This window comes from Streptomyces koelreuteriae (assembly GCF_018604545.1).
GTDB lineage: Bacteria > Actinomycetota > Actinomycetes > Streptomycetales > Streptomycetaceae > Streptomyces > Streptomyces koelreuteriae.
In genome coordinates this window covers 5,483,333-5,506,978 of sequence record NZ_CP075896.1, presented here as the reverse complement: position 1 = coordinate 5,506,978, position 23,646 = coordinate 5,483,333, and the positions used below count along the sequence as shown (strand labels likewise).

The 23,646-nt window shown below is 70.3% G+C and carries 21 protein-coding genes; 9 read left to right on the top strand and 12 right to left on the bottom strand.

Translation table 11 applies throughout. The features are described from left to right. The first annotated feature begins 832 nt into the window (after nucleotides 1–832). From KJK29_RS24865 to KJK29_RS24860, 3 genes are all read left to right on the top strand, one after another. Complete coding sequence (locus KJK29_RS24865) at nucleotides 833–1,339, top strand: hypothetical protein (protein ID WP_215121347.1); 507 nt, start codon at nucleotides 833–835, stop codon at nucleotides 1,337–1,339. Next, the gene (locus KJK29_RS39420) at nucleotides 1,339–1,605 is read left to right on the top strand and encodes an effector-associated constant component EACC1 (protein ID WP_370869158.1); all 267 of its coding nucleotides are present in this window, start codon (nucleotides 1,339–1,341) and stop codon (nucleotides 1,603–1,605) included. The genes KJK29_RS24865 and KJK29_RS39420 overlap by 1 nt, the downstream gene beginning before the upstream one ends. 1,244 nt (nucleotides 1,606–2,849) lie before the next feature. Beyond that, nucleotides 2,850–3,416, top strand: coding sequence for a hypothetical protein (locus tag KJK29_RS24860; RefSeq protein WP_215121346.1), 567 nt, complete (start codon nucleotides 2,850–2,852; stop codon nucleotides 3,414–3,416). Nucleotides 3,417–3,494: 78 nt separating this feature from the next. Here KJK29_RS24860 and KJK29_RS24855 read toward each other — a convergent pair whose 3' ends face one another. Then, nucleotides 3,495–3,980, bottom strand: coding sequence for a hypothetical protein (locus KJK29_RS24855; protein WP_215124628.1), 486 nt, complete (start codon nucleotides 3,978–3,980; stop codon nucleotides 3,495–3,497). 189 nt (nucleotides 3,981–4,169) lie between these two features. On the opposite strand from KJK29_RS24855, the gene KJK29_RS24850 reads away from it, so the two are divergent. From KJK29_RS24850 to KJK29_RS24830, 5 genes are all read left to right on the top strand, one after another. Next, on the top strand, nucleotides 4,170–4,385 hold the full coding sequence (locus tag KJK29_RS24850; RefSeq protein WP_215121345.1) for a type II toxin-antitoxin system VapB family antitoxin: 216 nt from the start codon (nucleotides 4,170–4,172) through the stop codon (nucleotides 4,383–4,385). After that, nucleotides 4,382–4,792, top strand: coding sequence for a PIN domain nuclease (locus KJK29_RS24845; protein ID WP_215121344.1), 411 nt, complete (start codon nucleotides 4,382–4,384; stop codon nucleotides 4,790–4,792). Before KJK29_RS24850 ends, KJK29_RS24845 begins: the two co-directional genes overlap by 4 nt. Before the next feature lie 144 nt (nucleotides 4,793–4,936). Next, nucleotides 4,937–6,601: an energy-dependent translational throttle protein EttA gene (gene ettA, locus KJK29_RS24840; protein WP_215121343.1), complete on the top strand. Its 1,665-nt coding sequence runs from the start codon at nucleotides 4,937–4,939 to the stop codon at nucleotides 6,599–6,601. Between the two features lie 6 nt (nucleotides 6,602–6,607). Beyond that, a complete protein-coding gene (locus KJK29_RS24835; protein WP_215121342.1) occupies nucleotides 6,608–7,021 on the top strand; it encodes an acyl-CoA thioesterase in 414 nt (137 codons plus the stop codon). Continuing rightward, entirely contained in the window at nucleotides 7,018–7,686 is a 669-nt protein-coding gene (locus KJK29_RS24830; RefSeq protein WP_215121341.1) for a hypothetical protein, read from the top strand. Before KJK29_RS24835 ends, KJK29_RS24830 begins: the two co-directional genes overlap by 4 nt. A gap of 20 nt (nucleotides 7,687–7,706) precedes the next feature. On the opposite strand, the gene KJK29_RS24825 is transcribed toward KJK29_RS24830, so the two are convergent. Together KJK29_RS24825 and KJK29_RS24820 are read right to left on the bottom strand one after the other, a co-directional pair. Then, complete coding sequence (locus KJK29_RS24825) at nucleotides 7,707–8,120, bottom strand: globin (protein ID WP_215121340.1); 414 nt, start codon at nucleotides 8,118–8,120, stop codon at nucleotides 7,707–7,709. A 51-nt stretch (nucleotides 8,121–8,171) separates the two neighbouring features. Beyond that, a protein-coding gene (locus tag KJK29_RS24820) for an IS5 family transposase (RefSeq protein WP_251058078.1) occupies nucleotides 8,172–9,001 on the bottom strand; the annotation gives its coding sequence in 2 pieces (ribosomal slippage) (nucleotides 8,172–8,653 and nucleotides 8,653–9,001; 831 coding nt in all). 74 nt (nucleotides 9,002–9,075) lie between these two features. On the opposite strand from KJK29_RS24820, the gene KJK29_RS24815 reads away from it, so the two are divergent. Continuing rightward, nucleotides 9,076–10,065, top strand: coding sequence for a methyltransferase domain-containing protein (locus KJK29_RS24815; protein ID WP_215121339.1), 990 nt, complete (start codon nucleotides 9,076–9,078; stop codon nucleotides 10,063–10,065). Nucleotides 10,066–10,077: 12 nt separating this feature from the next. Here KJK29_RS24815 and KJK29_RS24810 read toward each other — a convergent pair whose 3' ends face one another. From KJK29_RS24810 to KJK29_RS24770, 9 genes are all read right to left on the bottom strand, one after another. After that, nucleotides 10,078–11,703 (bottom strand): FHA domain-containing protein, encoded by a 1,626-nt coding sequence (locus KJK29_RS24810; protein WP_215121338.1) that lies wholly within the window; start codon nucleotides 11,701–11,703, stop codon nucleotides 10,078–10,080. Between the two features lie 32 nt (nucleotides 11,704–11,735). Continuing rightward, complete coding sequence (locus tag KJK29_RS24805) at nucleotides 11,736–13,082, bottom strand: vWA domain-containing protein (RefSeq protein WP_215121337.1); 1,347 nt, start codon at nucleotides 13,080–13,082, stop codon at nucleotides 11,736–11,738. Between the two features lie 100 nt (nucleotides 13,083–13,182). Next, nucleotides 13,183–14,565 carry a PP2C family serine/threonine-protein phosphatase gene (locus KJK29_RS24800; protein ID WP_215121336.1) on the bottom strand — a complete coding sequence of 461 codons (1,383 nt, stop codon included), beginning with the start codon at nucleotides 14,563–14,565 and terminating at the stop codon, nucleotides 13,183–13,185. 3 nt (nucleotides 14,566–14,568) lie between these two features. Then, nucleotides 14,569–17,151, bottom strand: a complete 2,583-nt coding sequence (locus KJK29_RS24795; RefSeq protein WP_215121335.1) for a serine/threonine-protein kinase — start codon at nucleotides 17,149–17,151, stop codon at nucleotides 14,569–14,571. A gap of 17 nt (nucleotides 17,152–17,168) precedes the next feature. After that, nucleotides 17,169–18,503 (bottom strand): hypothetical protein, encoded by a 1,335-nt coding sequence (locus KJK29_RS24790; protein ID WP_215121334.1) that lies wholly within the window; start codon nucleotides 18,501–18,503, stop codon nucleotides 17,169–17,171. 106 nt (nucleotides 18,504–18,609) lie between these two features. Then, nucleotides 18,610–19,647, bottom strand: a complete 1,038-nt coding sequence (locus KJK29_RS24785; protein WP_215121333.1) for a glutamate ABC transporter substrate-binding protein — start codon at nucleotides 19,645–19,647, stop codon at nucleotides 18,610–18,612. Nucleotides 19,648–19,691: 44 nt separating this feature from the next. Further along, nucleotides 19,692–21,149: a hypothetical protein gene (locus KJK29_RS24780; protein ID WP_215121332.1), complete on the bottom strand. Its 1,458-nt coding sequence runs from the start codon at nucleotides 21,147–21,149 to the stop codon at nucleotides 19,692–19,694. 324 nt (nucleotides 21,150–21,473) lie between these two features. Then, nucleotides 21,474–22,886 carry a Cys-Gln thioester bond-forming surface protein gene (locus KJK29_RS24775; RefSeq protein ID WP_215121331.1) on the bottom strand — a complete coding sequence of 471 codons (1,413 nt, stop codon included), beginning with the start codon at nucleotides 22,884–22,886 and terminating at the stop codon, nucleotides 21,474–21,476. Between the two features lie 279 nt (nucleotides 22,887–23,165). Beyond that, on the bottom strand, nucleotides 23,166–23,642 hold the full coding sequence (locus KJK29_RS24770; protein WP_215121330.1) for a single-stranded DNA-binding protein: 477 nt from the start codon (nucleotides 23,640–23,642) through the stop codon (nucleotides 23,166–23,168). Nucleotides 23,643–23,646 lie beyond the last annotated feature (4 nt).

Here is a 23,646-nt window from a genome sequence, read left to right as displayed (position 1 = left end):
CCCCCGCCGGCCATGAACCCCTTCCAGGCCCCGGACTTCGGAGAGGACGAGCCGTTCGTCGCCCCGGGCCAGGACCTCGGGCCTGTGTCGGCTACCCGCCAGGGATAACGCTCGCCCCGGATTCGGCCCCCGACCGGGCACGTCGACGATCACGGCGCGATCCGTGAGGCTGACGACGAATCCGGACATCGCCATCGGAGACACGAGACATGTCCCTCGCTGCCCTGGCAGCCCCCCGCTGACTGCCGAACCACCGGCACTCCGCACAGCCGCTCACGGGCCCCGGCCCGGCGAGCGGCAGCCTCCGCTCCACCACACTCCCGCCCCCACTCACCGGCCCCCTCCCCAACCGGCGCCCCGGCCCGGCCCACCTGCCGACACTCCTCACGCAGCCGGTCCTGCTCCGCACAGGGGAGGTTCAGGTTGGCCCCGTCTTCGTCCATGGCACGGCAGGTCCGGCAGGTGGCGCAGTGCTCGGCGAAGCGCACGAAGGCGGCTTGCGTGGGCGTCACTTGAGGGGAATCAGGGATCGGCTCGCACGCGGTCTCGGTCACTCTTCCGCCCCCGACTGCGCGCAGCGCCGTCCGGCGGCGATCAGCCGGGCGACGGCGAGCGGGGAGCACAGCGTCCACCTGCGGCACCCCGAGATGACCATCAGCCGTTCACTCGGGAAGGTACGCCCTTCGTGCGCTTCCCGAGCTCGATTCACAAGTCTCGAGCATTGCTCGCGGTCTGTGATGACTGGCTTCGGGACCGCGAAAACCCTGCCTGACCGCCGTGCTCTGCGCTACAACTACGAGACGACGCTGCACTGAGCGCAGAACGGGGGCTCATGTCGACTTCTTCAACCGGTACGCCTGGGAGTAGCACTGCAGGGGCGTCGCCGCCTGGCCACACGACGCCGGGCGCGACCACGCACCCGAAATGGAAGCTGGCGACCGTCAAAATGGTCAATTGGTTTACATTCGGCGTCGTCTTCGCAGTCATGCCAATCATTGCCGGCTACTTCATCGGCGCAACGCGCGGCAGCGAAAGAACCCTGACGGACCTTATCGGCCACGGCGAGTTGTTAATCGTCGCAACCGGGCTGTCCGCTGCCGCTGCGGGGCAGGCGTTCACTATGAAGCATGCGAGATTCGGAGTCATACCTCGACTCCTAGGCTGCGGAAACGTCCTGATCGCTGTCTTCACGACACTGTGGTTCGCTGATATTTCTGCAGCCCTGGGCGACAAGCAGCGAATAGACGAGTCTTTCGTGTGCACCTATTCATTGTGGTTTTTCTCGACTGCTCTTGTCACCAGCTTTAGCGGCGCCCTAGTGGCAGAGTTGGAGCAGTAATGGGCCCACTTCTCGCAGTAATCGGCAGCGCTCTTTCCGGCGGAGTCGCCGCAGCATCTTTCGCAGCGGCGATCATAGCTTGGCGGGCAACCCGTGGACGTAGGGCAAGTACGACGATCACTATCGAACGGAATGGGAAAACGATCGCAATCACGGTGAGCGACGTCGACAACGAAGAGGCGGTACAGAGAGCCGTTGCGCAGCTGATGGAGGACTCCAAAGCGGGCGAGAACGACGTTGCGGCCAAGTCTCCACCACCTGATTGACGGTCTTCGAGTCGATGGCGGTGCACAATTCTTCGTCGTGGAGATCATGGAGGGCGAGCTACGGTGCCTTCGGTCTGGCTGGATTGATGCCGAGGAGGGCCAGTAGCAGCCGTTTCAAACGGGTCCGGTTTAGCTTCTCCCGTTACTCCTGACCGCAGGGGCGTGAGTGCTGGCATCATGACGTTCATGACTGCATACCGAAAGGCCGATGCCGCGTAGACGGCCTGGCGCCCTGCGCGTCGAACAGCAAGGTCCTCGCGTCTGGGAGGACCCGCCGCCGGATCGAATCCATGGGCTCTCTGCCCGCACCAGCCTCGCTATACATCGAGCAGAGAGGCTGTCGGCCGACTATTACGTCTATCCCGGTGCCACAGACCGTGCGCTGCGGCGTTACCAAGCGTTTCTGGAACCGCCTGGACGTCGGCCTGTCTATCCGCAAGCCGCGGAGTGCTCGTGCCGCGGCTGTTCCTTTGACGACGTGAGGCATGCCCGCGACGTGCTCGAGCTGGTCCTGGAACTGCTGCCTGTCCGGGCTCGCGCCGAGTTGGGGCGCCAAGTGGTCTCTCTGGACACTGTGTACCTCAAGCGCACCCTTCCCGACCCGTTTGCCGACCGTCGGCAGTGGCGCTCTGACCGTTGGTGGCGTCGGCGGCTCGCAGGTGGCAGAAGGCCTGGGTGAAGCCCCGAGGTCCAGCGGTCGGCAGTGAAATGATCAGGGCGTCGGCGCCGTCCTGGATAGTACTGACGCACCAACTTGACGCCGCGCAACTCGCCCCACAGTTGCGGTTGGCCAACCGCGGCAGGAGGCCGCTGCCAGAACAAGACGATGAAGGGCACGTCGCACTGCTACCGCCATCAAGGCGACTGAACGAAACGCGGTCAGGCCGAGCTGAAGAAGAACGTGGGCAGGCGCCGCAGGAAGTGACCTCGTTGCGCACTGGCTGCACTACCGACGACGAGTCGCACCACAAGCGCCAGGCGGAGCATGGAACCGAAGGGAATCACGGGCAGACCCGCTGAGCCCGAGGATGTCTTGATGGGGTCGTTCGACCAGGTCAGCGCCGGAATCAGATGGAAATGATCTAAGCGTCGGAGCACGGACTCGGCTCCGCCCTTCGAGGCGATCCAACCAACGCCTTGGCAAGGGCTGTCGGCAGCAGATACGCAAGAGTCGATGCCCCACCGACCTGGCAGACTGCGGCCCATGGAGGAGTCTGCTCGTCTGCCTTTGACCCCGCGGCCCCATGCCCCCGCTCCGCGGCGACGAGGCAATCGTCGGCGTCCCGGAGGCGACCGTGGTCGACTTCTGGCGGTTCGCCATGCCGGACCTCCGCATGAACAACACACGCGGCCTGTTCGCCGAATTTCTGGTCCACCAAGCGGTCGGCTCATCCAAACCCCGTGTGGAATGGGCAAGCCACGATGTCGAGACCGACGACGGACTGCGCATCGAAGTCAAGGCCGGCGCATACCTGCAAGCCTGGGATCAACGAGCACCGTCCCAAGTCCGCTTCACTGGGCTCCGCGCTCGCACGTGGTCACCCGATCGCGGCTACTCCGAGGCGAAGTCGTACAACGCCGACGTCTACGTTTTCGCCGTCCAGACCGCCCGTGAACATGCTGTCTTCAACCCGCTCGACACGGCCCAGTGGGAGTTCTACGTGCTTCCCCACCCAGTGGTCGCCAGCCTGGGGACGGACAGCGCCAGCCTGAAAGCGGTTCGCACGGCGGCCGGTCCGCCAGTTCCCTTTCCCGCCCTCGGCGACTGCATCTGGTCGGCCGATCCCCGCCCCGGCGCGACCGCCGACTGACGAGGAGCGCCGCGGGTCGCCTTCAAGACACCACACCCACTCTCCTATAACGGTGCTCAGGTTCGCGGCTTCCCTACATCAGTCATCGCCCACCTGGAGCAGAGCAACAACAGCACCATTGCCCACGCCGGCAACTACCCCGTCAAAGGTGTGCCGGCTCACCGGGCTCCACGCATGCCCGCCCCCATCGAACGGTTCGATGTTCGTCCACCAGACCGCGCCCCACCCCAACAACCTCACCACTCGTTCGACAGCTCGACGCGCATGCTCAGGGTCACGACGTATCCGGCCCGGGAAGACCAGATCCTCCGCAGACAGACAGGTCATGAGAGCCATGGCCTGTTCCTCAGTGGTCTTCTTCAATACCTCGCCCACCTCGGCAGGCGAGGTCGGCCCCTGCGCGCCCGCTACCGCATAGGACGCCCAGGCTTCCTGCGCCTCAAGGACGAGGTCGTAGACATGTTCTTCAACGGTGCCGGCATCAGCCCGTCCAACACGGCCGAAGACGCCGTCCGCCTTGGCGAGCGAGCCAAGCATCGGCCGCAGTGCCGCCGTGATCTCCACGCCCGGATACTCCCACGCGCCCCCTTCCCCCGGACATGGACAGTGGCTCCGCTACGGCCTGACTCAGGCGTTCCCCACTGGTTCAAGCGAGCCCGGTCCACCCACAGAGCGCGGCCGTCCACAGGAACCCGTCAGATACATTCGATCTTGTATACTGATATACGCCACCGTATTTACAAGGAGGTCACCATGAGCCGCACAGTCATCGATCTCGACGACGAGGCCCTGGAAGCCGCCGCCGCGGAACTCGGCACGACCACCAAACGCGACACCATCAACACCGCCCTGCGAGAGGTCACCGCCCGCTACCGGCGGCTGCGTGCGCTCGATGAGGCCCGTGAGCTGGTGGCCGACGGTGCGCTGGACATGGACCTGCTCCTGGACAAGAGCACGTACCGGCCGTGAGCGTCGCCGACTACCTCATCGACACCTCCGCACTGGCCCGCGTCCTGCTGGGCCAGAACACGGCCGAGTGGGACGACCGGATCGCCGTCGGCCTCGTCGCGATCTGCGACATCACCGAACTAGAGGTCCTCTACTCGGCCCGTTCGGCGGCGGACCGTGCGCGATTGAAGGCGGCGCTCGACGGTCACTACGCCTGGTGCCCCATGCCGGACGGCGTCTACCGCCGCTGTCGCGTCGTGCAGGAGCAGCTCACCGCCAAGAGCGAGCACCGCAGCGCGGGCCCGGTCGATCTGCTTCTGGCCGCCGCCGCCGAAGAGGCCGGACTCACGCTGCTGCACCACGACCGGGACTTCGAGACCATCGCCCGTACCACCGGCCAACCCGTACGGATGATCGACCTCAGATGACCCACCTCGTAGATCAACCAGCCGACCGCCACGAACCCCCAGTTCAGCAGCCCCCGGCCATACGCGTTTCCGCCAAAGCCTGGCCGTACGGCAAGATGGGGTGTATCTGCCCACTGCCAGTTTCAAGCTGCCGGACGGTTTCTCTTGGCTGAGTTCATTTACACCATGCGCAAGGCGCGCAAAGCGCACGGCGACAAGGTGATCCTCGACGACGTGACGACGAGCTTCTACCCGGGAGCGAAGATCGGCGTCGTCGGCCCGAACGGCGCCGGCAAGTCGACGATCCTGAAGATCATGGCGGGGCTGGAGCAGCCGTCCAACGGTGACGCCTTCCTCACGCCCGGTTACACCGTCGGCATCCTGCAGCAGGAGCCGCCGCTGACCGAGGACAAGACCGTCCTGGAGAACGTCCAGGAGGGTGTCGCCGGGATCAAGGGCAAGCTCGACCGGTTCAACGAGATCGCCGAGCAGATGGCGACCGACTACACCGACGCGCTCATGGAGGAGATGGGCAAGCTCCAGGAGGACCTCGACCACGCCAATGCGTGGGACCTGGACGCCCAGCTGGAGCAGGCCATGGACGCGCTGGGCTGCCCGTCCGGCGACTGGCCCGTCACCAACCTGTCCGGTGGTGAGCGCCGCCGCGTCGCGCTGTGCAAGCTGCTGCTTGAGCAGCCCGACCTGCTGCTGCTCGACGAGCCCACCAACCACCTCGACGCCGAGTCGGTGAACTGGCTGGAGCAGCACCTGGCCAAGTACCCGGGCACTGTCGTAGCGGTCACCCACGACCGGTACTTCCTCGACAACGTCGCCCAGTGGATCTGCGAGGTCGACCGCGGTCGCCTCTACCCCTACGAGGGCAACTACTCGAAGTACCTGGAGACCAAGGCCGCGCGCCTCAAGGTCGAGGGCCAGAAGGACGCCAAGCGGCAGAAGCGTCTGAAGGAAGAGCTCGAGTGGGTGCGTTCCAACGCCAAGGGCCGTCAGGTCAAGTCCAAGGCGCGTCTGGCCCGCTACGAGGAGATGGCCGCCGAGGCCGAGAAGATGCGGAAGCTGGACTTCGAGGAGATCCAGATCCCGCCGGGCCCGCGTCTGGGCAGTGTCGTCGTCGAGATCAACAACCTCAGCAAGGCCTTCGGCGAGAAGGTCCTCATCGACGACCTCAGCTTCACGCTGCCGCGCAACGGCATCGTCGGCATCATCGGCCCGAACGGCGCCGGTAAGACGACCCTGTTCAAGATGATCCAGGGCCTGGAGGAGCCGGACTCCGGTTCCATCAAGGTCGGCGACACCGTCAAGATCTCGTACGTCGACCAGAGCCGCGAGAACATCGACCCGAAGAAGACCCTGTGGGCCGTGGTCTCCGACGAGCTCGACTACATCAACGTCGGCCAGGTCGAGATGCCCAGCCGTGCCTACGTCTCCGCGTTCGGCTTCAAGGGCCCGGACCAGCAGAAGCCGGCCGGGGTGCTCTCCGGCGGTGAGCGCAACCGCCTGAACCTCGCGCTCACCCTGAAGCAGGGCGGCAACCTGCTGCTCCTCGACGAGCCGACCAACGACCTCGACGTCGAGACCCTGAGCAGCCTGGAGAACGCGCTGCTCGAGTTCCCGGGCTGCGCCGTGGTCGTCTCCCACGACCGGTGGTTCCTGGACCGGGTCGCCACGCACATCCTCGCCTACGAGGGCGAGTCCAAGTGGTTCTGGTTCGAGGGCAACTTCGAGTCGTACGAGAAGCACAAGATCGAGCGGCTCGGCCCGGACGCCACCCGTCCGCACCGCGCCACCTACAAGAAGCTGACCCGGGGCTGATCGATCTTGCGGCACATCTACCGCTGCCCGCTGCGTTGGTCGGACATGGACGCGTACGGCCATGTCAACAACGCGGTCTTCGTGCGCTACCTGGAGGAAGCCCGTATCGACTTCCTCTTCCGGCCGGAGAAGGATTTCCAGCAGGGGTCGGTGGTGGCACGCCATGAGATCGACTACAAGCGGCAGCTCGTCCACCGGCACCACCCGGTGGACATCGAGCTGTGGATCACCGAGATCAGGGCCGCGTCCTTCACCATCACCTACGAGGTGAAGGACGACGACGTGGTCTACGTCCGGGCCTCGACGGTGGTCGTGCCGTTCGACTTCGAGGCCCAGCGTCCGCGCCGGATCACCGCGGAGGAGCGGGAGTTCCTCGAGGAGTACACGGACGACGCCGAGGAGGAGGCCGTCGCCGCATGACGGTCCTGCACCTCGTCGACGAGGGGGAGGCGGCGGATCTCGCGGCCTTCCTCTCCCGGCTGCTCCACTACGACCGTGGAGCCGCGGTGCGCCTGCAGGCGGCGGGCACCGCACTGGCCGTCTTCGGACGGCCGCCGTCCTTCGAGGTGCTGGCCGTGCGCGCGGTGCGGCTGGCGAAGCCGTACGAGAACGGGCTGGATGTCACGCTGGATGTGACCGTGTCCGCCGGTGAGCTGCTGGAGTCGGTGGACGAGAAGGCCGCGACAGCTGTCGTGCCGGGTGCCGTGACCGGGCCGCCGTGGGCCGGTGTACTGCCGCCGCGCGGCGGCTGGCGGGCCGAGCCGGGGCTGCCGACGCCGGACGCCCTGCGGTCCCTGGTCGCCGCCGTGGTCGCCGAGTTCCGGTCCCGTACGCAGGAGTTGCCCTCCGAGGGGCGCACCAGGGCCGAGCTGGACCGGATCGGGCGGGACATCTGGTCCCGTACGGTCGGCGACACCGCCCTCCCCGTGCGGGTCGTGCACGCCGCGCAGTCGCTCGGCTTCCTGCGGCCGGGAGTGCCGCTGGGGCTGTTCTCCTCGGGCGCGTGGCTCCGGCTGCGCACGCCGTACGGATCCGTCGCCGTACGACGTGCCGGACTCGGGGCGCTGGACGTCAGCGTCCGCTGAACCCGCCGCCGTCTCTCACCTCAGCCCGGCGCGTTCACCATCGAGGCCGCCGCGTACGTCAGGTAGCTCCACAGCGTGTGCTCGTGCTCCTCGGACAGCCCGAGTTCGTCGACGGCGACCCGCATGTGTTTCAGCCAGGCGTCGTGCGCCGCGCGGTCGACCGTGAAGGGCGCGTGCCGCATCCGCAGGCGGGGATGGCCGCGGTTGTCGCTGTACGTCGTCGGACCGCCCCAGTACTGGATGAGGAACAGCACCAGGCGCTCCTCGGCCGGGCCCAGGTCCTCCTCGGGATACATGGGCCGCAGCAGCGGGTCCTCGGCGACTCCCTCGTAGAAACGGTGAACGAGCCGGCGGAAGGTCTCCTCCCCGCCGACCTGCTCGTAGAAGGTCTGCTCCTGAAGCGTGCCGCGCCGAATCTCATTCACGCCCTCCATGCTCTCAGACGCGGGGACATAGGACTCAAGCCCTAGGTCGTGTCCGCAAAGTCAGGGGAGCCAGAGGCGTAGGCAGGCGAGGGTGACCATGGCTTGGTAGTGGCGGGCGCGTTTGTCGTAGCGAGTGGCCAGGGCCTTGTTGTGCTTGAGCTTGTTGAAGCAGCGCTCGACGAGGTTGCGGCGCCGGTAGGTGGTCCGGTCGAGTCGGCAGAGGCTTTCGCCTCGGCGGATGCGGCCGTTGATCTGGTCGATCCGCTCTGGGATCGCGGCTCTGATGCCCCGCCGACGCAGGTAGGAGCGGATCTTCGTGGACGAGTAGCCCTTGTCCGCGACGACCCGATCGGGCCGCGTTCTGGGCCGGCCGGGCCCGCGTCGGCTGACGCTGATGCGGGCCATGACCTGCTCGAACTGGGTGCAGTCGTTGACGTTCCCAGCGGTCAGGGTAAAGGCGAGCGGCCGGCCCTGCCCATCACAGGCCAGGTGGATCTTCGTAGTCAGCCCGCCACGGGACCGGCCGATCGCCTCGCCCGGCCAGAGCCCCCTTTTCGGGCCCCGGCCGCATGCTGGTGAGCCCGCACAGTCGTGGAGTCGACGCAGACGACAGTCCAGTCCACGGCGCCCACGGCATCGCAGTGCTGCTGGACCTGGGCCAGCAGCCGGTCCCAGGTGCCGTCTGCCGACCAGCGGCGGAAACGTTCGTAGACCGTCTTCCACGGGCCGTAACGCTCAGGCAGGTCCCGCCAGGCCGCCCCCGTGGACAGCTTCCACAGGATGCCGTTGACCACCTGCCGACGATCCCGCACCGGACGCCCCATCCGCGGAGGAGCCAGCAACGGCTCGATCACCGCCCACGACTCATCAGTCAGCTCATGACGACGCACCACGAACCAACCAACGACGCCGCCACTTTGCGGACACGACCTAGGACCAGCTCCGCTGCCCTTACTGTGGGGGTATGGGCGGGCATGCTCCCGACAGGGAACCGGAACCGGACGGGCTCGCCGCCTCCGCACGGGCGGCACTGGTGCGCCGGATCGACGCGAGCGGGGCCTGGGCCGCCGACCCGGTGTGGCGCGAGGCGTTCGCCGCGGTCCCGCGCCATCTCTTCGTGCCGTACTACTACGTCGGCGTCGCCGGCGGCTACGAGCGGCGCTGGGGCGAGAGCCCCGACCCCCGGGCGCGTGAGCGGTGGGTGGTCGGCGCCTACGAGGACACCCCGCTGGCGACGCGGCTGCGCGACGGCGAACTGCTCTCCTCCAGCAGCCAGCCCTCCCTGATGGCGGACATGCTGGCCGCGCTGTGCGTGCGGGACGGGAACGCGGTCCTGGAGATCGGCGCGGGCACCGGCTACAACGCGGCGCTGCTCGCCCACCGGCTGGGCGACGACAAGGTCACCACCGTCGACCTCGACCCGGAGATCACCGAGTCGGCCCGCCGGCATCTGGCCGCGGCCGGATACCAGCCGGTCGTCGTCACCGGCGACGGCGCCCGGGGCGTGCCCGAGCGTGCGCCGTTCGACCGGATCATCGCCACCTGCGCCCTGAACACCGTGCCGCGCGCCTGGCTCGCGCAGAGCCGTCCCGGCGGCCGGATCCTCATGCCGCTCGGCACCGGCCTGATCGTGCTGACGGTGAGCGACGCCGGACATGCCGAGGGGCGCTTCCTGCACACGCCCGCCTACTTCGTGCCGCTGCGCGGCGGGATCCGGTCCTGGGGCGAACCCGCCCAGTTGGGCGGGGTGCCGCGCCGGGCCAGGGAGGACGACCTGTTCCGCTTCCTGCTGACCCTGACCCGCGGCAGCCTCGATCCGCAGGAGGCGCACGCGCTGTGGGAGCAGGAGGGCATGCCGCAGCGGGAGCGCTACGGCATCACGGTCCGCGGCGAGCACGAGTGGGCCTGGCTGGACGACCCGGAGGGGCCGTACGCCTGGCCCCTCCCCTCTTGAACCTGGTGGGGCTCAGCCCCGGCGGATCGTGATCGTCGTCCAGGCGCCCACGTGCACCCGGTCACCGTCCTGCAGCGGTACGGGGACGAACGGCTGGATCGGTTCGTCCGAGCCGTTGACCGTCGTGCCGTTCGTCGAGTTCTGGTCGACGACCGCCCAACTGCCGTCCGGCTGCTGGACCAGCACCGCGTGCTGGTGCGAGACGCCCGGGTCCTCCGGCGGCACCGCCAGGTCGACGTCGGGGGTGTCGCCGGTGGAGTGCCGGCGGCGGCCGATCGTGAGCTGGTTGCCGGTGAGCGTGCGCTGCTGCTCGGGCGAGTACGCGGGCAGGTTCAGGCCCGCGGCCTCGGGGCCGGAGCGCTGCATCATCGCCATGAAGTAGTCGCGGTCCGGGCCGATGGTCGCGGTCCAGGTCGACGGTCCCTGCGGCGCCTGGGGCTGCTGCGGGAAGCCGCCTTGGCCGGGACCGGGCGGGGCCTGGGTGGCACCGGGCTGCGGGTAGCCGTAGCCACCGCCCTGACCGGGGCCGGGAGGGGCCTGCGTCGCGCCCGGCTGGGGGAAGCCGTAGCCACCGCCCTGACCGGGAGCGGGCGGGGCCTGCGTCGCGCCGGGCGGGGGGAAGCCGTAGCCGCCCTGACCGGGACCGGGGCCGCCAGGACCGCCGGGGCCACCAGGTCCACCGGGGCCGGGGCCACCTGGACCGCCGGGGCCGGTGGTCGGCGGGGAGATCACCCAGTCGTCCTCACCGCCGCCGAACGGACCGCCCTGCTGCGGCGGCCGCTGGGTCTCCTGCGGGAATCCGGGCGGGGCCGGCGGGCCGGACTGCTGGAAGGCCTGTGGAGCGCCGGGGCCACCGGGGCCGCCAGGACCACCGGGTGCGCCAGGCCCACCGGGACCACCGGGGCCGGGCGGCGGCGGGACCGGCCGCGAGGGGTCGGCGCCGAATCCGGGCGGTCCGGGGGGACCACCGGCACCAGGGCCGGAGGGGCCGCCGGGTCCGCCGGGTCCTCCGGGGCCGGGAGGGCCACCGGGGCCGGGGTAACCGCCGGGGCCACCGGGCCCACCGGGTCCGCCCGGGCCGGGGAAGCCGCCGCCGGGAGGAGGCGGAGGGCCCGAGGGGTCGCTGCCGAACGGCGGGATCGGCTCGGCCGGGCGGTTCATCTGCGACGGGCGGGAGCCCTGGTACTCGTACGAGTCGCCGCCGCCGTACGACGGGCCCGACGGGCCGGGACCGGGCTGGCCCGGAGGCTGGAAACGCACGCCGGGGCCGGGCGCCTGCGGGGGCGGGGCCGCGGGGGTGTACGAGGTCGCCGTGTTCGTCAGGAAGTTCCACCGGCACTCCTCGCAGAACGGCGCGCCGCCCTCACGCGGCGTACGACACTGCGGGCAGAGCTCCGGCTCGGCGTTCGGTACGGCGGACAGGTGCGGAGGGCGTCCACCAGGACCGCCGGGACCACCGGGCGGGCCACCGGGGCCACCGGGACCGCCAGGTCCACCCGGGCCGCCGGGGGGCGGGAAGCCGTAGCCGCCGGGCGGGGGCGGTGGAGGGGGCGGAGGCACGGCACCCGCCATGCGGTGACCGCAGACCTCGCACCAGTCGTCGGAACCCGACTGGTGTCCGTTCGGGCAGGTCGGCATGTCGGCCCGTCCCTCCTTCGATCTCTTCTAGGTCACTTCTTTACACGAACGGTCTTGGTGGACCGGGTCTCGAGCGTCATCTCGTCGGCCTCCTGAACCTTCGCCTTCAGTCGCACAGTACCGGTCGCGGCATCGACCACGTCCACCACCTTCGCAAGCAGTTTCGCAGTATCGGCGTTCCCGGAGGCACTCGCGAGCTGAACGGCCCGGCCCAGTTTGGCCGTTGCTCCATCCATATCCCCCGCTTTGCGAAGGTCCAGTCCATGTTGGATGGCTTGTGCCAGTTCGGCCTGCCCGGTGTAGTGGGCGACCTGAGGGTTGATCGACGTCGAGGCGACCATGTCGTCGGTCCACACGGCCCGCACCAGACCCTGCGCGCCGAGGTTCTGGACGCTGCCGTCGGGCTGCGGAATGACCAGCGAGATCCGGGCCGCGAGCATCTCCTGCCCGATGTGCGCGGCCGGGACCTCGACACAGACGTGGTAGTCACGGGACTCATCGCCCCAGGAACCAAGGGGGTAGTCGCCCGCGCGGGGGCCCGCCTCGGTGCGCCTGCCGGTCAGTTCCTCGACCGTGGGCGCGACCTGCTTGACGAACTTCACGGTGGTGTCGACCGGGGTCCACAGCCGCAGCGAGACGTCCGCGACCTCCTTGCCCATCGCCGTTTCCATCATCTGTGTGAAGTCGGCGGCGAGCCCGGCCGGATCGGCGACGATGTCGGCGGTGCCGAGCAGGGCGGAGGCGATCCCTGTGACTTCTTTCACTTCCCAGTCGGTACCCACTCCGCGCGCGTCGCAGGTGAAGCGCCCGGCACAGGCGTCGAGCGCGGCCTTCAGGTCTTCGGGCGATTCGTGCTCATTGCGTCCGTCGGTGAGCAGGATCCCGTGCCGGATGGCGACGTCCGCCGAGGACAGCAGGCGGTCGGCGAGTTTCAGCCAGGTGCCGATGGCCGTGCCGCCGCCCGCGCTGAGCGAGCGCAGCGCCTTCTTGGCCTGCTCGCGGGTGGTGGCGTCGGCGACCGCGACGCGCCCGCCGCCCGGGTAGACCTCCTTGGCCACGTGCGTCCCGCCGATCACGGCGAAGTGCACGCCGTCGCGCAGGGTGTCGATCGCGGCGGCCGTGGCGTCCCGGGCGTTGCGCATCTTGGTCGGCGGGTAGTCCATCGACCCCGAGCAGTCGACCATGACCGCCACGGCCGCGGAGGGGCCCTCGCCGGGCGAGTAGAGGTGGGGTGCCGCGACCGCGCTGCCGATCGTGCCGCCGCCGGTCGCCGTCACCGTGACGATGGCGTTGACCTCGCGGGCGCCCTCCGGCAGGTACTCGTTCTGGTACACGTCCACCGAGAACTGCGGCACGTTCGACTTCGAGAAAATGGCCATGCCTGCTTCGATCCCCCTCGAAAGCCCCCGTCTTCAGCGGGGTGATGACGGTAGGCGGACCGGTCCCCTCCGGTCCGCCGAGGCGTCCTCGTACGTGGCCTCAGGCCGATCCTGCCCCCTGGGGCACGGCGGGGAACGGCACGAGGGCCACTGTTACGTTGTCGTGGCCCCCGCCGTCCAGGGCGTGGCCGACGAGCACCCGTGCGCTGTGCAGCGGATGGGAGGCGGCGTCGAGCGGGAGGACCCGGGCCATCTCCTCGGCCGCCTCCGCGTAGTTCCACAGCCCGTCCGTGCAGACCACCACGACGCCCGGCCGGTCCGGCTTGAACGCGGCGGTGTGCGGTTCCAGTTCGTAGGCGTCCGCGCCGAGCCAGCCGGTGATCGCGTGGGCGCGCTCGTCGGCGTAGGCCTCGGCCTCGTTCATCAGGCCCGCGGCGACCATCTGCGCGGCCCAGGAGTCGTCCTCGGTGAGCCGGGCGGGGGGAGCGCTCCGGTCGACCGGGACCCAGTAGGCGCGGCTGTCGCCGACCCAGCCGACGATCAGCAGGCCCGACGTCACCACTGCACCGACGATGGTGCACGCGGGGGCGTTCTGGTGCGGGGCCTGCTCCAGGGCCGTGGCGGGCTCGGCGGCGAGTGAGTTGACGGCGCGTGAGGCGGCGACGATCGCGTCGTGCATCGCCTGCTGCGGGTGCGTGCCGCGCGGCAGGGCGGCCAGCACCGCCTCGCTCGCGGCCTTCGACGCCGCCTGGGAGGCGTCGTCGGGACGGGTCGCCGAGGAGACGCCGTCGCAGACGATCGCCACGGAGGCGGGGGTGCCGTCGGGCAGCGCCGTGGTGCCGATGGCGAACGCGTCCTCGTTGCGGTGGTGGCGCAGACCGCGGTCGCTGACCGCGGCCATCGGGCCGGACTCCTGCTCCATGTGGTCCCGTTCACGCGGCTGGGCGTGGCCGCAGTTCTCGCAGTAGCCGTCGTCGTCCACGCGGCCGGCACGGCAGGCCACGCAGACCTTGCCGCCGGTGCCGGCGGCCGGGGCCGCGGGCTCGGCGGACACCCGTGGGTCCGGTGCCTGGAGGAGGTACTCGTCGGGCTGGCTCTGATCGGGGTGACTGTGATCCGGCTGGGCCTGATACGACTCCGGCGGCGCGGCATGCCCGTCGGACTGCGGCCTCCGGTCGAACCGTACGCCGGTGGCCGGGGGCGCCTCCGGTGGCATGGGGACGCCCGCGGCCTGGGCCTCAGGGCCCGCCGCCCCTGGGGCGGGCCAGGGCGCGCCGCCGGGTGGCGCCGGGGGGCGCTCGGGATACTCACCGGCCGGGGCGCCCTGGGCGGGCACCGAGCCGTTCATGGTGATGGTCGGGTTGTCCTGCGGCCGTTCGGGCACGGCGGACAGGTCATATCCGCACGCGCCGCAGAAACGGTCACCCGATTCGAGGGGTTCCTCGCAACTCGGGCAGGCGGACAACTGGGGCATCTGCGACATCAACTACACCCACGTCCGGGGGCGGTAACGATTGGCACGTTCCACCAGGTCGATCCTCTCCTCGCCGCCCCGCGCCAGCCGGGCCAGCGTGCGGTACGAGCGTTCCAGGCCGAAACGCAGGCCCCGCTCGTCCAGGCCGCTGCCGAGCAGCGTCCGTCCCCCGGCGGCGGGAGGGACGGAACCCTGGCCCCCGGAGAGTACCCAGTCCAGCGCACTGCCGAGGACCTCGGCCGACAACTGCTCACGCCGCGCCGGGTCCAGACCGTACGCCTCCAGCGCCTCGACCTGGGCCGCGGCGGCCGTGAGATCCTCCAGGAACGGTACGTCGGAGGCGGCCGCCGTGCGCTGCCTCAGCCGCGCCCGTACCGCCGCCACGCGCGCGGCCGTGTAGTGGATGGAGGACTCCGGGACCGACTCCAGCGTCGTCACGGCGCTGCGCCGGTCCCCGCTCGCCAGTTGGACGCGGGCCAGCCCGAACGCGGCGCTGACATAGCTCGGGTCGGTCGACCACACCAGCCGGTAGTACTCGGCGGCGTTGTCGAGCTGACCCAGCACCTCCGCGCACAGGGCCAGCGCCAGCTTGGGCGCGATCTCGCCCGGGAAGGCGTCGTAGATCGCGTCGAAGGCGAGCGCTGCGCCCTCGTCGTCGCCGGTGACCAGCGCGGCCACGCCCCGGTACCAGACCACCCGCCAGTCGTCGGGCCGCTCGCCCTCCAGCGTGACCAGGGCCTCCAGCGCGGCGGCCGGCTCGCCGGTCTCCAGCCAGGCCCTGATCTGCCGCAGCCGCGTCTCGGTCGACGGGGCCGGGGCCGCGGCGAGGGCTCCGAGCAGCTCGGCGGGCGCGGAGGTCATCAGGCCCGCCAGGAAACCGGCGTTGGGGTCGGTCGGGTCGACCCGGGGCACGGGCAGGGCGAGGGTGGCGGCGGGGGCGTCGACGGGTCTGACGAGGCCGGTGGGAAGCGGACCGCCTGCGGGGAGCTGGGTGTGGGGTTGCTCGCCGCCTGCGGGGAGCTGAGCGGCGGCGGGCAGCGCGGCCGCCGTGGGGGAGCCGCGCCGCGTCCGCACCGCCCGCGCTCCCAGCCGGGACACCTCACCGTCCAGCCGTGGGAACAGCTCCGTGTCCGTGACCCGCAGTTCGGGTCCGAACAGGGTGGACAGGGCGGGCCGGGCGCGGCCCGTCTGGAGGGAGACGACCTCCCGCAGGACGCCGGTGAGCTGCTCGGTCATCTCCTGCGCGGAGGCGAACCGGCGGGCCGGGTCGGGGTCGGTGGCGCGGACCAGCAGGCGGTAGAACGACTCGTACTGCCGGAAGACCTCGATGTGGTCCGGGTCGGGCAGGGAGTCCGCGTAGACGTTGGTGTAGCCCTGGAAGTCGAAGGTCAGGACGGCGAGCGTGCGGGCGACGGTGAAGAGGTCGCTCGCCACCGACGGACCGGCCTCGGCCACCTCCGGGGCCTGATAGCCCACCGTGCCGTAGATGGCCGACTCCTCGTCGTCCATCCTGCGCACCGCGCCCATGTCGATCAGCTTGAGCTGGTCCTCGGTCTGGATCGCGTTGTCGACCTTGAAGTCGCAGTACAGCAGGTTGCGGCTGTGCAGATGGCCGAGCGCCTCCAGCGCCTCGATGCCGTACGCACAGGCCTGCTCCACCGGCAGCGGATCGCGCCTGCCCTGCGCTGTGCGGCGGCCGTTGGCGATCTCCTTCAGCGATTTGCCGCCGACGTACTCCATGACGATGTAGCCGTCGAGGGAGCCCGTGCGCTGGTCCAGGTGCTCCACGAAGTTGTAGATCCGCACGATGTTGGCGTGCTCGATCTCCGCGAGGAAGCGCCGCTCGGAGATCGCCGCGGCCATCGCGTCCTGGTCGCCGGTGTCCAGCAGGCCTTTGAGGACCACCCAGCGGTCCGAGACCGCCCGGTCGACGGCGAGGTAGATCCAGCCCAGGCCGCCGTGCGCGAGGCAGCCGACCACCTCGTACTGGCCGTGCACGACGTCACCGGACTTCAGCTTCGGCACGAACGAGTACGGGTGGCCGCACTTGGTGCAGAACCCCTCCGTACGCCCCGGCCGGTCACCGCGCGCCCGGCCCACCTGGGCGCCGCAGTCGGAGCGCGAGCAGAACCGCTTCCGCTCGGGCACCTCGGGGTTGTCCAGGACCATCTCGCGCGGGTCGGGCCGCGGGATCGGCGGCACCTGCACCAGCCCGGCGCCCAGCCGCCCCCGGGAGGAGGAACCGGCGCCGGAACCGGAGCTGCGCACCGACACCGAGCGGCTCGTCGACTTGCCTGACAGGGAGCGCGAGAGCCGCCCCGACACCGAGCGGCGGGACTTCGACGACTGGGACGACGTACGGGAACTGCGGCTGCTGGAGCGGGAGCTGCCGCTGGCGCCCGAGCCGCGGGAGCCGCCCTTGCCGCCGGCGGTGATGCCGGTGGGGGGCGAGGCGACCATGCCTCCCCCAGAGGGGGGACCCCCAGCCGCGACGACCGGGGCGAGTCCGCAGGTGTCGCAGTACAGCTCGCCGCCGCCCACGTCCTCGTAGGCGCCCGTGCAGGTGGGGCGTTGACAGATGCGTGTCTCGGTCATGGACTCCCCCTTGTCGCTCATGCGCCCGGCCCCCTCCGGTCGTCCTCGACCGCGCCCTGGTCCGGCACCCGCGGGCCGCCCAGCAGCTCCAGGGCGGCCTGCTGGTAGCGCAGCACGGCCCCTTCGGCGGCGCGCAGATCGCAGGGTGCGCTCCACAGCATGCGGCGCGCCTTCTCGTACCGCTCCACGAGCAGCGCGTCCTCCGCGAAGCCGTGCCGCGCGACCTTCGCCTTGTACGCGTCGAGCCGGCCGCGCAGCTCGGCCCTGACCGCCAGGGGCGCGGTGACCGCGGTCAACGACTCACGGGCACGCAGCAGTTCGTCCTCGGCCTTCTGCTCCAGCGACTCCAGCAGCGGGGACAGCCGGTGCCACTGCCCCTGCCTGCGGTAGTCGGCTGCCGCCGTCACCTGCTCCTGCAACACCGTCGGCGGCCCGCTGACGACCGGCACCTCCGTCGCCGCGATCTTCGCGAGGACCTCGCCGCGGGCGGTGCGCGCCTCGGCCAGCGTGCGGTCCGCGCGGCTGAGGATGTCCCGCAGCCGGACGATCCGCTTCTCGGCGTCCTGCCGGACCGTCAGGACCGCGTCGATCTCCCGGCGTACGTCCTCCAGGGCGCGCGCCTCACGGTCGTACACCGTCGTGTCCGGCCGGCCGCCACCCGGAGCCGAACTGCCCTCCGCCGCCAGCCAGAACTCCAGCGGGTCCGAGATCACCTGCTCGCGCAGCTTCGTCAGCGTGCGCGTGATGCGCTCCAGGTCGTCGCCCGCCGGGTGTTCGCCGGGGCGCACGCCCACCGAGTGCGCGAGCCTTCGGGTGCGCTGGAGTTCGGCGGCCAGCAGGTCGATCCGGGCGGGCAGCGCCGACCAGACGGCGTCGGCGGCGACGACCATGTCCAGGCTCGTCGCGTACAGCTCGTTCATCCGGTCGACGAGGGTGGTGAGCGAGTAGCGCTCGCTGAGTCTGTTCGCGGCGCCGTGCAGGGTGGGGGCGTTGGCCGTCGCGGTGGCGCTGCCCGCGACGGTGACGGACTCGCCGGTCAGCAGTTCCGTCAGCTCCACCAGGTCCTCGCGGCTGGACCAGCGGCGGCGGGAGCGGATGTCGCGGGCGGTGCGCAGGGCGTCCGTGTACGCGTCGAAGTAGGTCCACAGCAGCGTGATCGACGCCTCCGTGGACGTCCAGCGCTCCTGGGTGACACCGGTGAGCTCCGCGCCCTCCAGGAGTCTGCGGCCCGCGTGGTCCTGCAGGGCGAGGAGCGAGGTCTCGATCGCCTCGTGCTCCGCGCCGAGCCGCGCCAGCGCACGGTCCACCTCGTCCCGGTCCATCACCGGCCCGGTGGATCCCGTGACGCCCATCGATCACCTCTCGCTGCGGTAGTGCCGGTTGGGTCTGGGTCGGCTTGCTGGTCGGAGTTCGGTCGGTTGTGGGGCCGGGTGTCGGTCGAGCTGTCAGGTGTTGCGGTCAGGTGTTGCGGAGGTACTGCGGAGCCGGTGGTTCCGACTTCTTCGCATCCTTGCCCAGTGTCGCCGACAGCCATTTCCCGTACGAGGCCTGCCAGCCGTTCGCGGTGTCCTCGCGGTAGTCCACCAGGATCTGGTTGACCCGGCGTACCAGATCGTCGGCGTCCTTCTTCATCGCCACGCCGTAGTACTCGGCAGTGAAGGCGTCGCCCTTGAGCTGGACCGTCGGATCCTGTGCCGCCTGGCTCGCCGCGAGCGCTCCGTCGGTGACCACGGCGTCGACCTCGCCGAGCTGGAGCCTGACCAGACAGTCGAGTTGGTTCGGGACGGTCGTGGATATGTCGGTGGTGGCGGGGAGTTTGCCGTCCTTCTGGTCGGCCTCCAGCGTGGAGTAGGCCGTCGAGCCGGCCGCGGTGCAGATCTTGCGGTCCGCGAGCGTGTCGTCGTAGCCCTTGACGGGCGAGGACTTCGGGGCGAGGACCTGCTGTCCCGTCTTGAAGTAGGGCGCGGAGAAGGCGACGTCCTCGATGCGGTCGCAGTTGATCGTCATCGTGCGGACGACCATGTCCACGCGGCCGTCCTGGATGGCCGGGATGCGCTGGTCGGTGGGGATCGCCTTGAACTGGACGGCGTCCGGGTCGCCGAGTATGTCGTCGGCGATGCGGTGGACCAGGTCGATGTCGAAGCCCTCGAGCTCCGCGGTCTTGCCGCTGTTGGGGTTGCGGTAGCCCCAGCGGTAGCTGTTCTGGTCGACGCCGACGATCAGCTTGCGCTTCTCGCCCTCGCGGTCCTTGATCGCCTGGATGGTGTCACCGTCGGCGGAGGAGGGCGACAGCGTCTGCTTCTCGGGGGCCTCGCAGTCCTCTTCGGCCTTTTCGACGGTGGTCTGGGAGGCCTGCGTGACGGACCGGCCGTCGTCGAGGCCCCGTCCGGACAGCGGGACGCACAGCGCGAAGACCGCCACCAGGGCGCAGGCGACCGCCATCGTCGCCACCCCGCCCCAGCCCTTCAGGCCGGCCCGCAGACGTCGTGCTCGCATGCTCACGCCCCCTTTCACGTCTCCCCTTGTCTCCCGTGCCCCGTTCATCGGTACTCCGACAGCCTGCGGCCGATGCCCAGCACCGCGCCCGCCGCGCCCAGGACCGCGAGGACGGCAGCGCCCGCCGACAGGCCCGTCAGGGCGTCCCGGCCGTCGTCGGCCGCGCGCTTGAACTCGGTCTCCTCGTGCGCGAGTGCCGTGCGCAGGTTCGCGTCGACGCTGTCGAAGCACTCGCCGGTGGCGCCCTTGGTGCCGATGACTCTGTCCAGCGCCTGCTGGTAGTTGCCGTTCTCGTCCTGCTCGCGGGCGGCGGTGTGGCGCTTCTTCCACTCCGTCATGTTGCCGACGGCCGCCGTGACGGGCTGTTCGCCCGAGGTGTCGTCGGCGAGGTTCGCGGCGGCCGCCAGGTACTTGCCGAGGTCGGCCATGTCCGTGCGGAAGTCGTAGTCGTAGGCGTCGACGGTCTGCGCGCCGACCTTCTTCGTCTCGGCGCCTCGGGCCACCAGGGTCAGGTTCTCGTTGCCCCGTGCCTTGAGGGAGGCGATGCGAGCGTCGTGCAGCACGTTCAGAGAGCGGACGCCGTGGTCGTAGGAGTCGTTCAACCCCGCGCGGGCGATGGTGTGGCCGACGACCAGCCAGAGCAGGACGACGGTCGCGGTGGCCGTGGCGGCGACCAGGCCCTGGTTCAACACCCGGTTCGTACGCCGGTAGTTGCGGTGCTGGGCCCAGGCGAGCGTGGCCAGGGCGGCGACGCCCAGGGCGATGGCGGCCCAGGGGTACGGCGTGGCGTCCGCGTAGTCCGCGCGCAGGCGCTGGTTCTCCTTCTTGTACAGGTCCTCCGCCGCCGGGAGCATCTGCTGCTGCATCTTCTCGTTGGCGTAGCGGAGGTAGGCGCCGCCGACCGGGAAGCCCTGGCGGTTGTAGGTGCGGGCGCGCTCCACCAGGCCCTTGTACTCCGGGAGGAGCTTGTTGAGCTTGGCGATCGTCGCGGTGGACGGGGAGTCCGGGTCGGCGTTGGCGGCGGCGTTGACGAGTTTGTCGGCGGCCGTGCGGATGTCCTGCTCGTAGCGGTCGCGCGAAGCCGCCGATTCCTGGCCGCCGGCGAGGAAGCCGCTGGAGGCGGCGGTGTTGGCGTCCGCGAGGGAGCGGTAGATGTCGGCCGCGTCCGAGCTGAGGGGCTGACTGCTGGTGAGGACGTCGTCGGCGGCGGCCGCGCGGTCGGTCATCTGCCAGGCGGTGACGGCTCCGAAGGCGATGACGAGCAGGGCCAGGAGCGCGCCGATGATGCGTAGGCGGCCGGGCTCGGTGGTTGCGGCGGTGCGGAGTTGGTCGAGGCCCTCCGCGAAGGCGGTGCGGCGGGGTGCCGGGGGCGGGGAGGAGGAGGCGGGGCCGCTACCGGTGCCGGGAGGCGGGGCCGGAGGTGCCGACTGCGCCGGAACGGCCGGGAGAATGGGCAGGCTCGGGCCCGGTGGTGGTGGGCTGCTCTTCGGCAGGTGTGTCACTGTGACCTCCCCCATGATCATCCGTCACCGCAAGTATCGCTGCCGGCACTGACATCCGCACCGGCCTTGCCTCGATCTTGATCGGATCGCAGCGTGAACCACCACCCCTGCACAGGAACACGTCAGAGCGATCGGTTCGGTTCCCTGTGCGAATGCGCGCGGCTACCCGACGTAGCGGCGAAACCCTTGAGGCAGGGCCGGTACTCGACCCTGGCCTGAGCGCACGGTTGGACTCCATCGAAGGGCTGTTGCTTCTGAGCCCGGAGTCGGTGTGAGGCCTGTGGCGGCGTCCCTGTCGGGCTGCCACAGGCCCGTACATCCCGGTCAGTCGATCGTCGGGGACGCCTTGCGTCGGAGGACGATCAGGGTTGCTCCGCCGATGACGACCAAGGTGAGGGCGATGCCCGCGATGAGCGGGGTGACGCCGGTGGAGCCGGTTTCGGCGAGGTTGGTGTCGGTGGCCGTGCCGCCCACCGTGGCCGGGCTCGGTTCGCTGAGGGTCTGGGTGGCCGTGCCCGTCTCGCTGCTCCGGGTCTGGCAGTCCAGCATGCCGGTGAAGCGCTGGGTGAAGCCGCCGGGGCCGTGGATCGTGAAGTCGTAGGCCTGGTCCTCCTGGAGCGGGACCGTCACCGTCCTGGTCTCGCCCGCGGCGATGGTGTGCTCCAGTCCGGCCAGTTCGAAGGTGTACGGCTCGTCGCCCTTGTTGGACGCGATGATGTCCACGCCGCCCTTGGCGCAGTTCTTCGCCGCCGACAGTGCCGGTATCGCGCCCTGCTTCGCCCAGGTCGCCCCGGCCGTCGCGGACACCGTCGACTCGCTGGAGCCGGCCAGGATCTGCGTCTGGCTGCGGCTCTCGGAGGCGAAGGCCCGGCCGACCGGCACGGTGGTCGAGGCCTGCACGGTCAGTTCGGCCGAGCCGGCCGCCGCGTCCTCGGGAACGTCGAAGAACACCTGCCCGCCGTCGGCCGCGGACGTGATGGCCCTGCCCTGCTTGTCGACGATCCGCACCCCGCTCGTGGCGGCGTCCGCGGGCGGCGCCACCGTCACGCCGCCGGCGTTGGTGTGCACCGTGACCGGGCCGAGCAGCTCGCCCGGCCGGCCGGAGACGGCGGGCGGGTCGAGGGTGAGCGAGGCCCGGGGCTCGGGCAGATTCCGGGCGTTCTTCTCCAGGAAGTCCGCGAGCTGTTCGGCCTGCGGGTCGAGGGCGTCGACGGCCACGTCGTCCGAGTAGCGCCAGATCGCCACCTGCGTACCGGCCGCCGCGTCCTGCTCGGTCAGCGCACCGCGCACGCCCGCCTTCCGCGCGAGCGCCGCGAGGTCGTTCACCTGCGGGTAGGAGTTCTGCAGGATCCAGCGGATCCGGCCGGCGTTCTTGTTGGCACCGAGGGACGTGCCGCCCCAGGGCGTCTCGTGGTACTTGGCGTCCCGCTGCGTGGGGTTGTGGAGGTCGACGCAGTACGTCTGCAGCATGCCGCCGCCCTCGACGGACATCTCGAACAGGCCCGCCGACACCTGCTGTTCCCCGGTGCCGCCGTGAATCACCGCGGTGCCGTACGTCTTGAGTCCGGCTATGGTCGCGGCCGCCCCGCCCTCACCCTGCGTCGTCTCATCGCCGGCGGCGGCCTGGCCGGCACCGGCCAGCACGCCCGCGGCGACGAGCCCGGACACCAGCGTCGCGGCGCCGAGGCGGGCCGCCCCTCGCCTGCGTACGAACAACGCCGAGAACGAAGCAAACACCAAATTTCCTTTCGAGCAGGACCCGTTGACGTGGGGGGTACGGTCCCACCAGCAGAAATCAGAATCCTCACGGGCATCGAGAGCCCCGAGAACCATGTCCGGCATCCTAGGGAGGCGTCGGAGCCCGCCCGCCGGTCAGACGGTCGGATGAGTGATCCGACTCGGAATCGTTATCGCCAAGATCCCTTGCGGGCAGGGCTTATCGACAAATCCACCCCTGGTCGTACGGTGCGCACTCATCGATAAGCCGTAGTTCGGACAGAGTGACGGTGACTGACGTCACGTCACTGCTGCTGGCTCCGGCTGTCGTTGAGCGGATGGGTCCGAGTGCGCCTCTGAATCATCCGGCGGTGTCTCCCAGTTGGGCTCAGGTGCGGTCGGCGCGGCCGCCGTTTCCTGCTTCCCTCCGCGCCGGAAGGCCGAGGTGCCCCAGGCGAGATCGTGGCCGATCGCGACCGCGTCGAGGTCCGCCGAGGTCCAGCTCTGGCCCTCGCGCACATCGGTCCGCACCTTCAGCCTGCCCTGCACGATCACGGGCTCGCCCACCGTCAGCGACGCCGCCGTGTTCGTGGCGAGCTGGCGGTTGGCCCACACCGTGAAGAAGTTGGTGTGCCCGTCCGTCCACGCGTTCTTCTCGCGGTCCCAGTAGCGCGCGGTCACCGCCAGCCGGAACCTCGCCGACGGGCCGGACGCCATCTCCCGGTACACCGGCTGCGTCGCCACCCTGCCGACCGCGCAGACCATCGTCTCGTTCATCGCG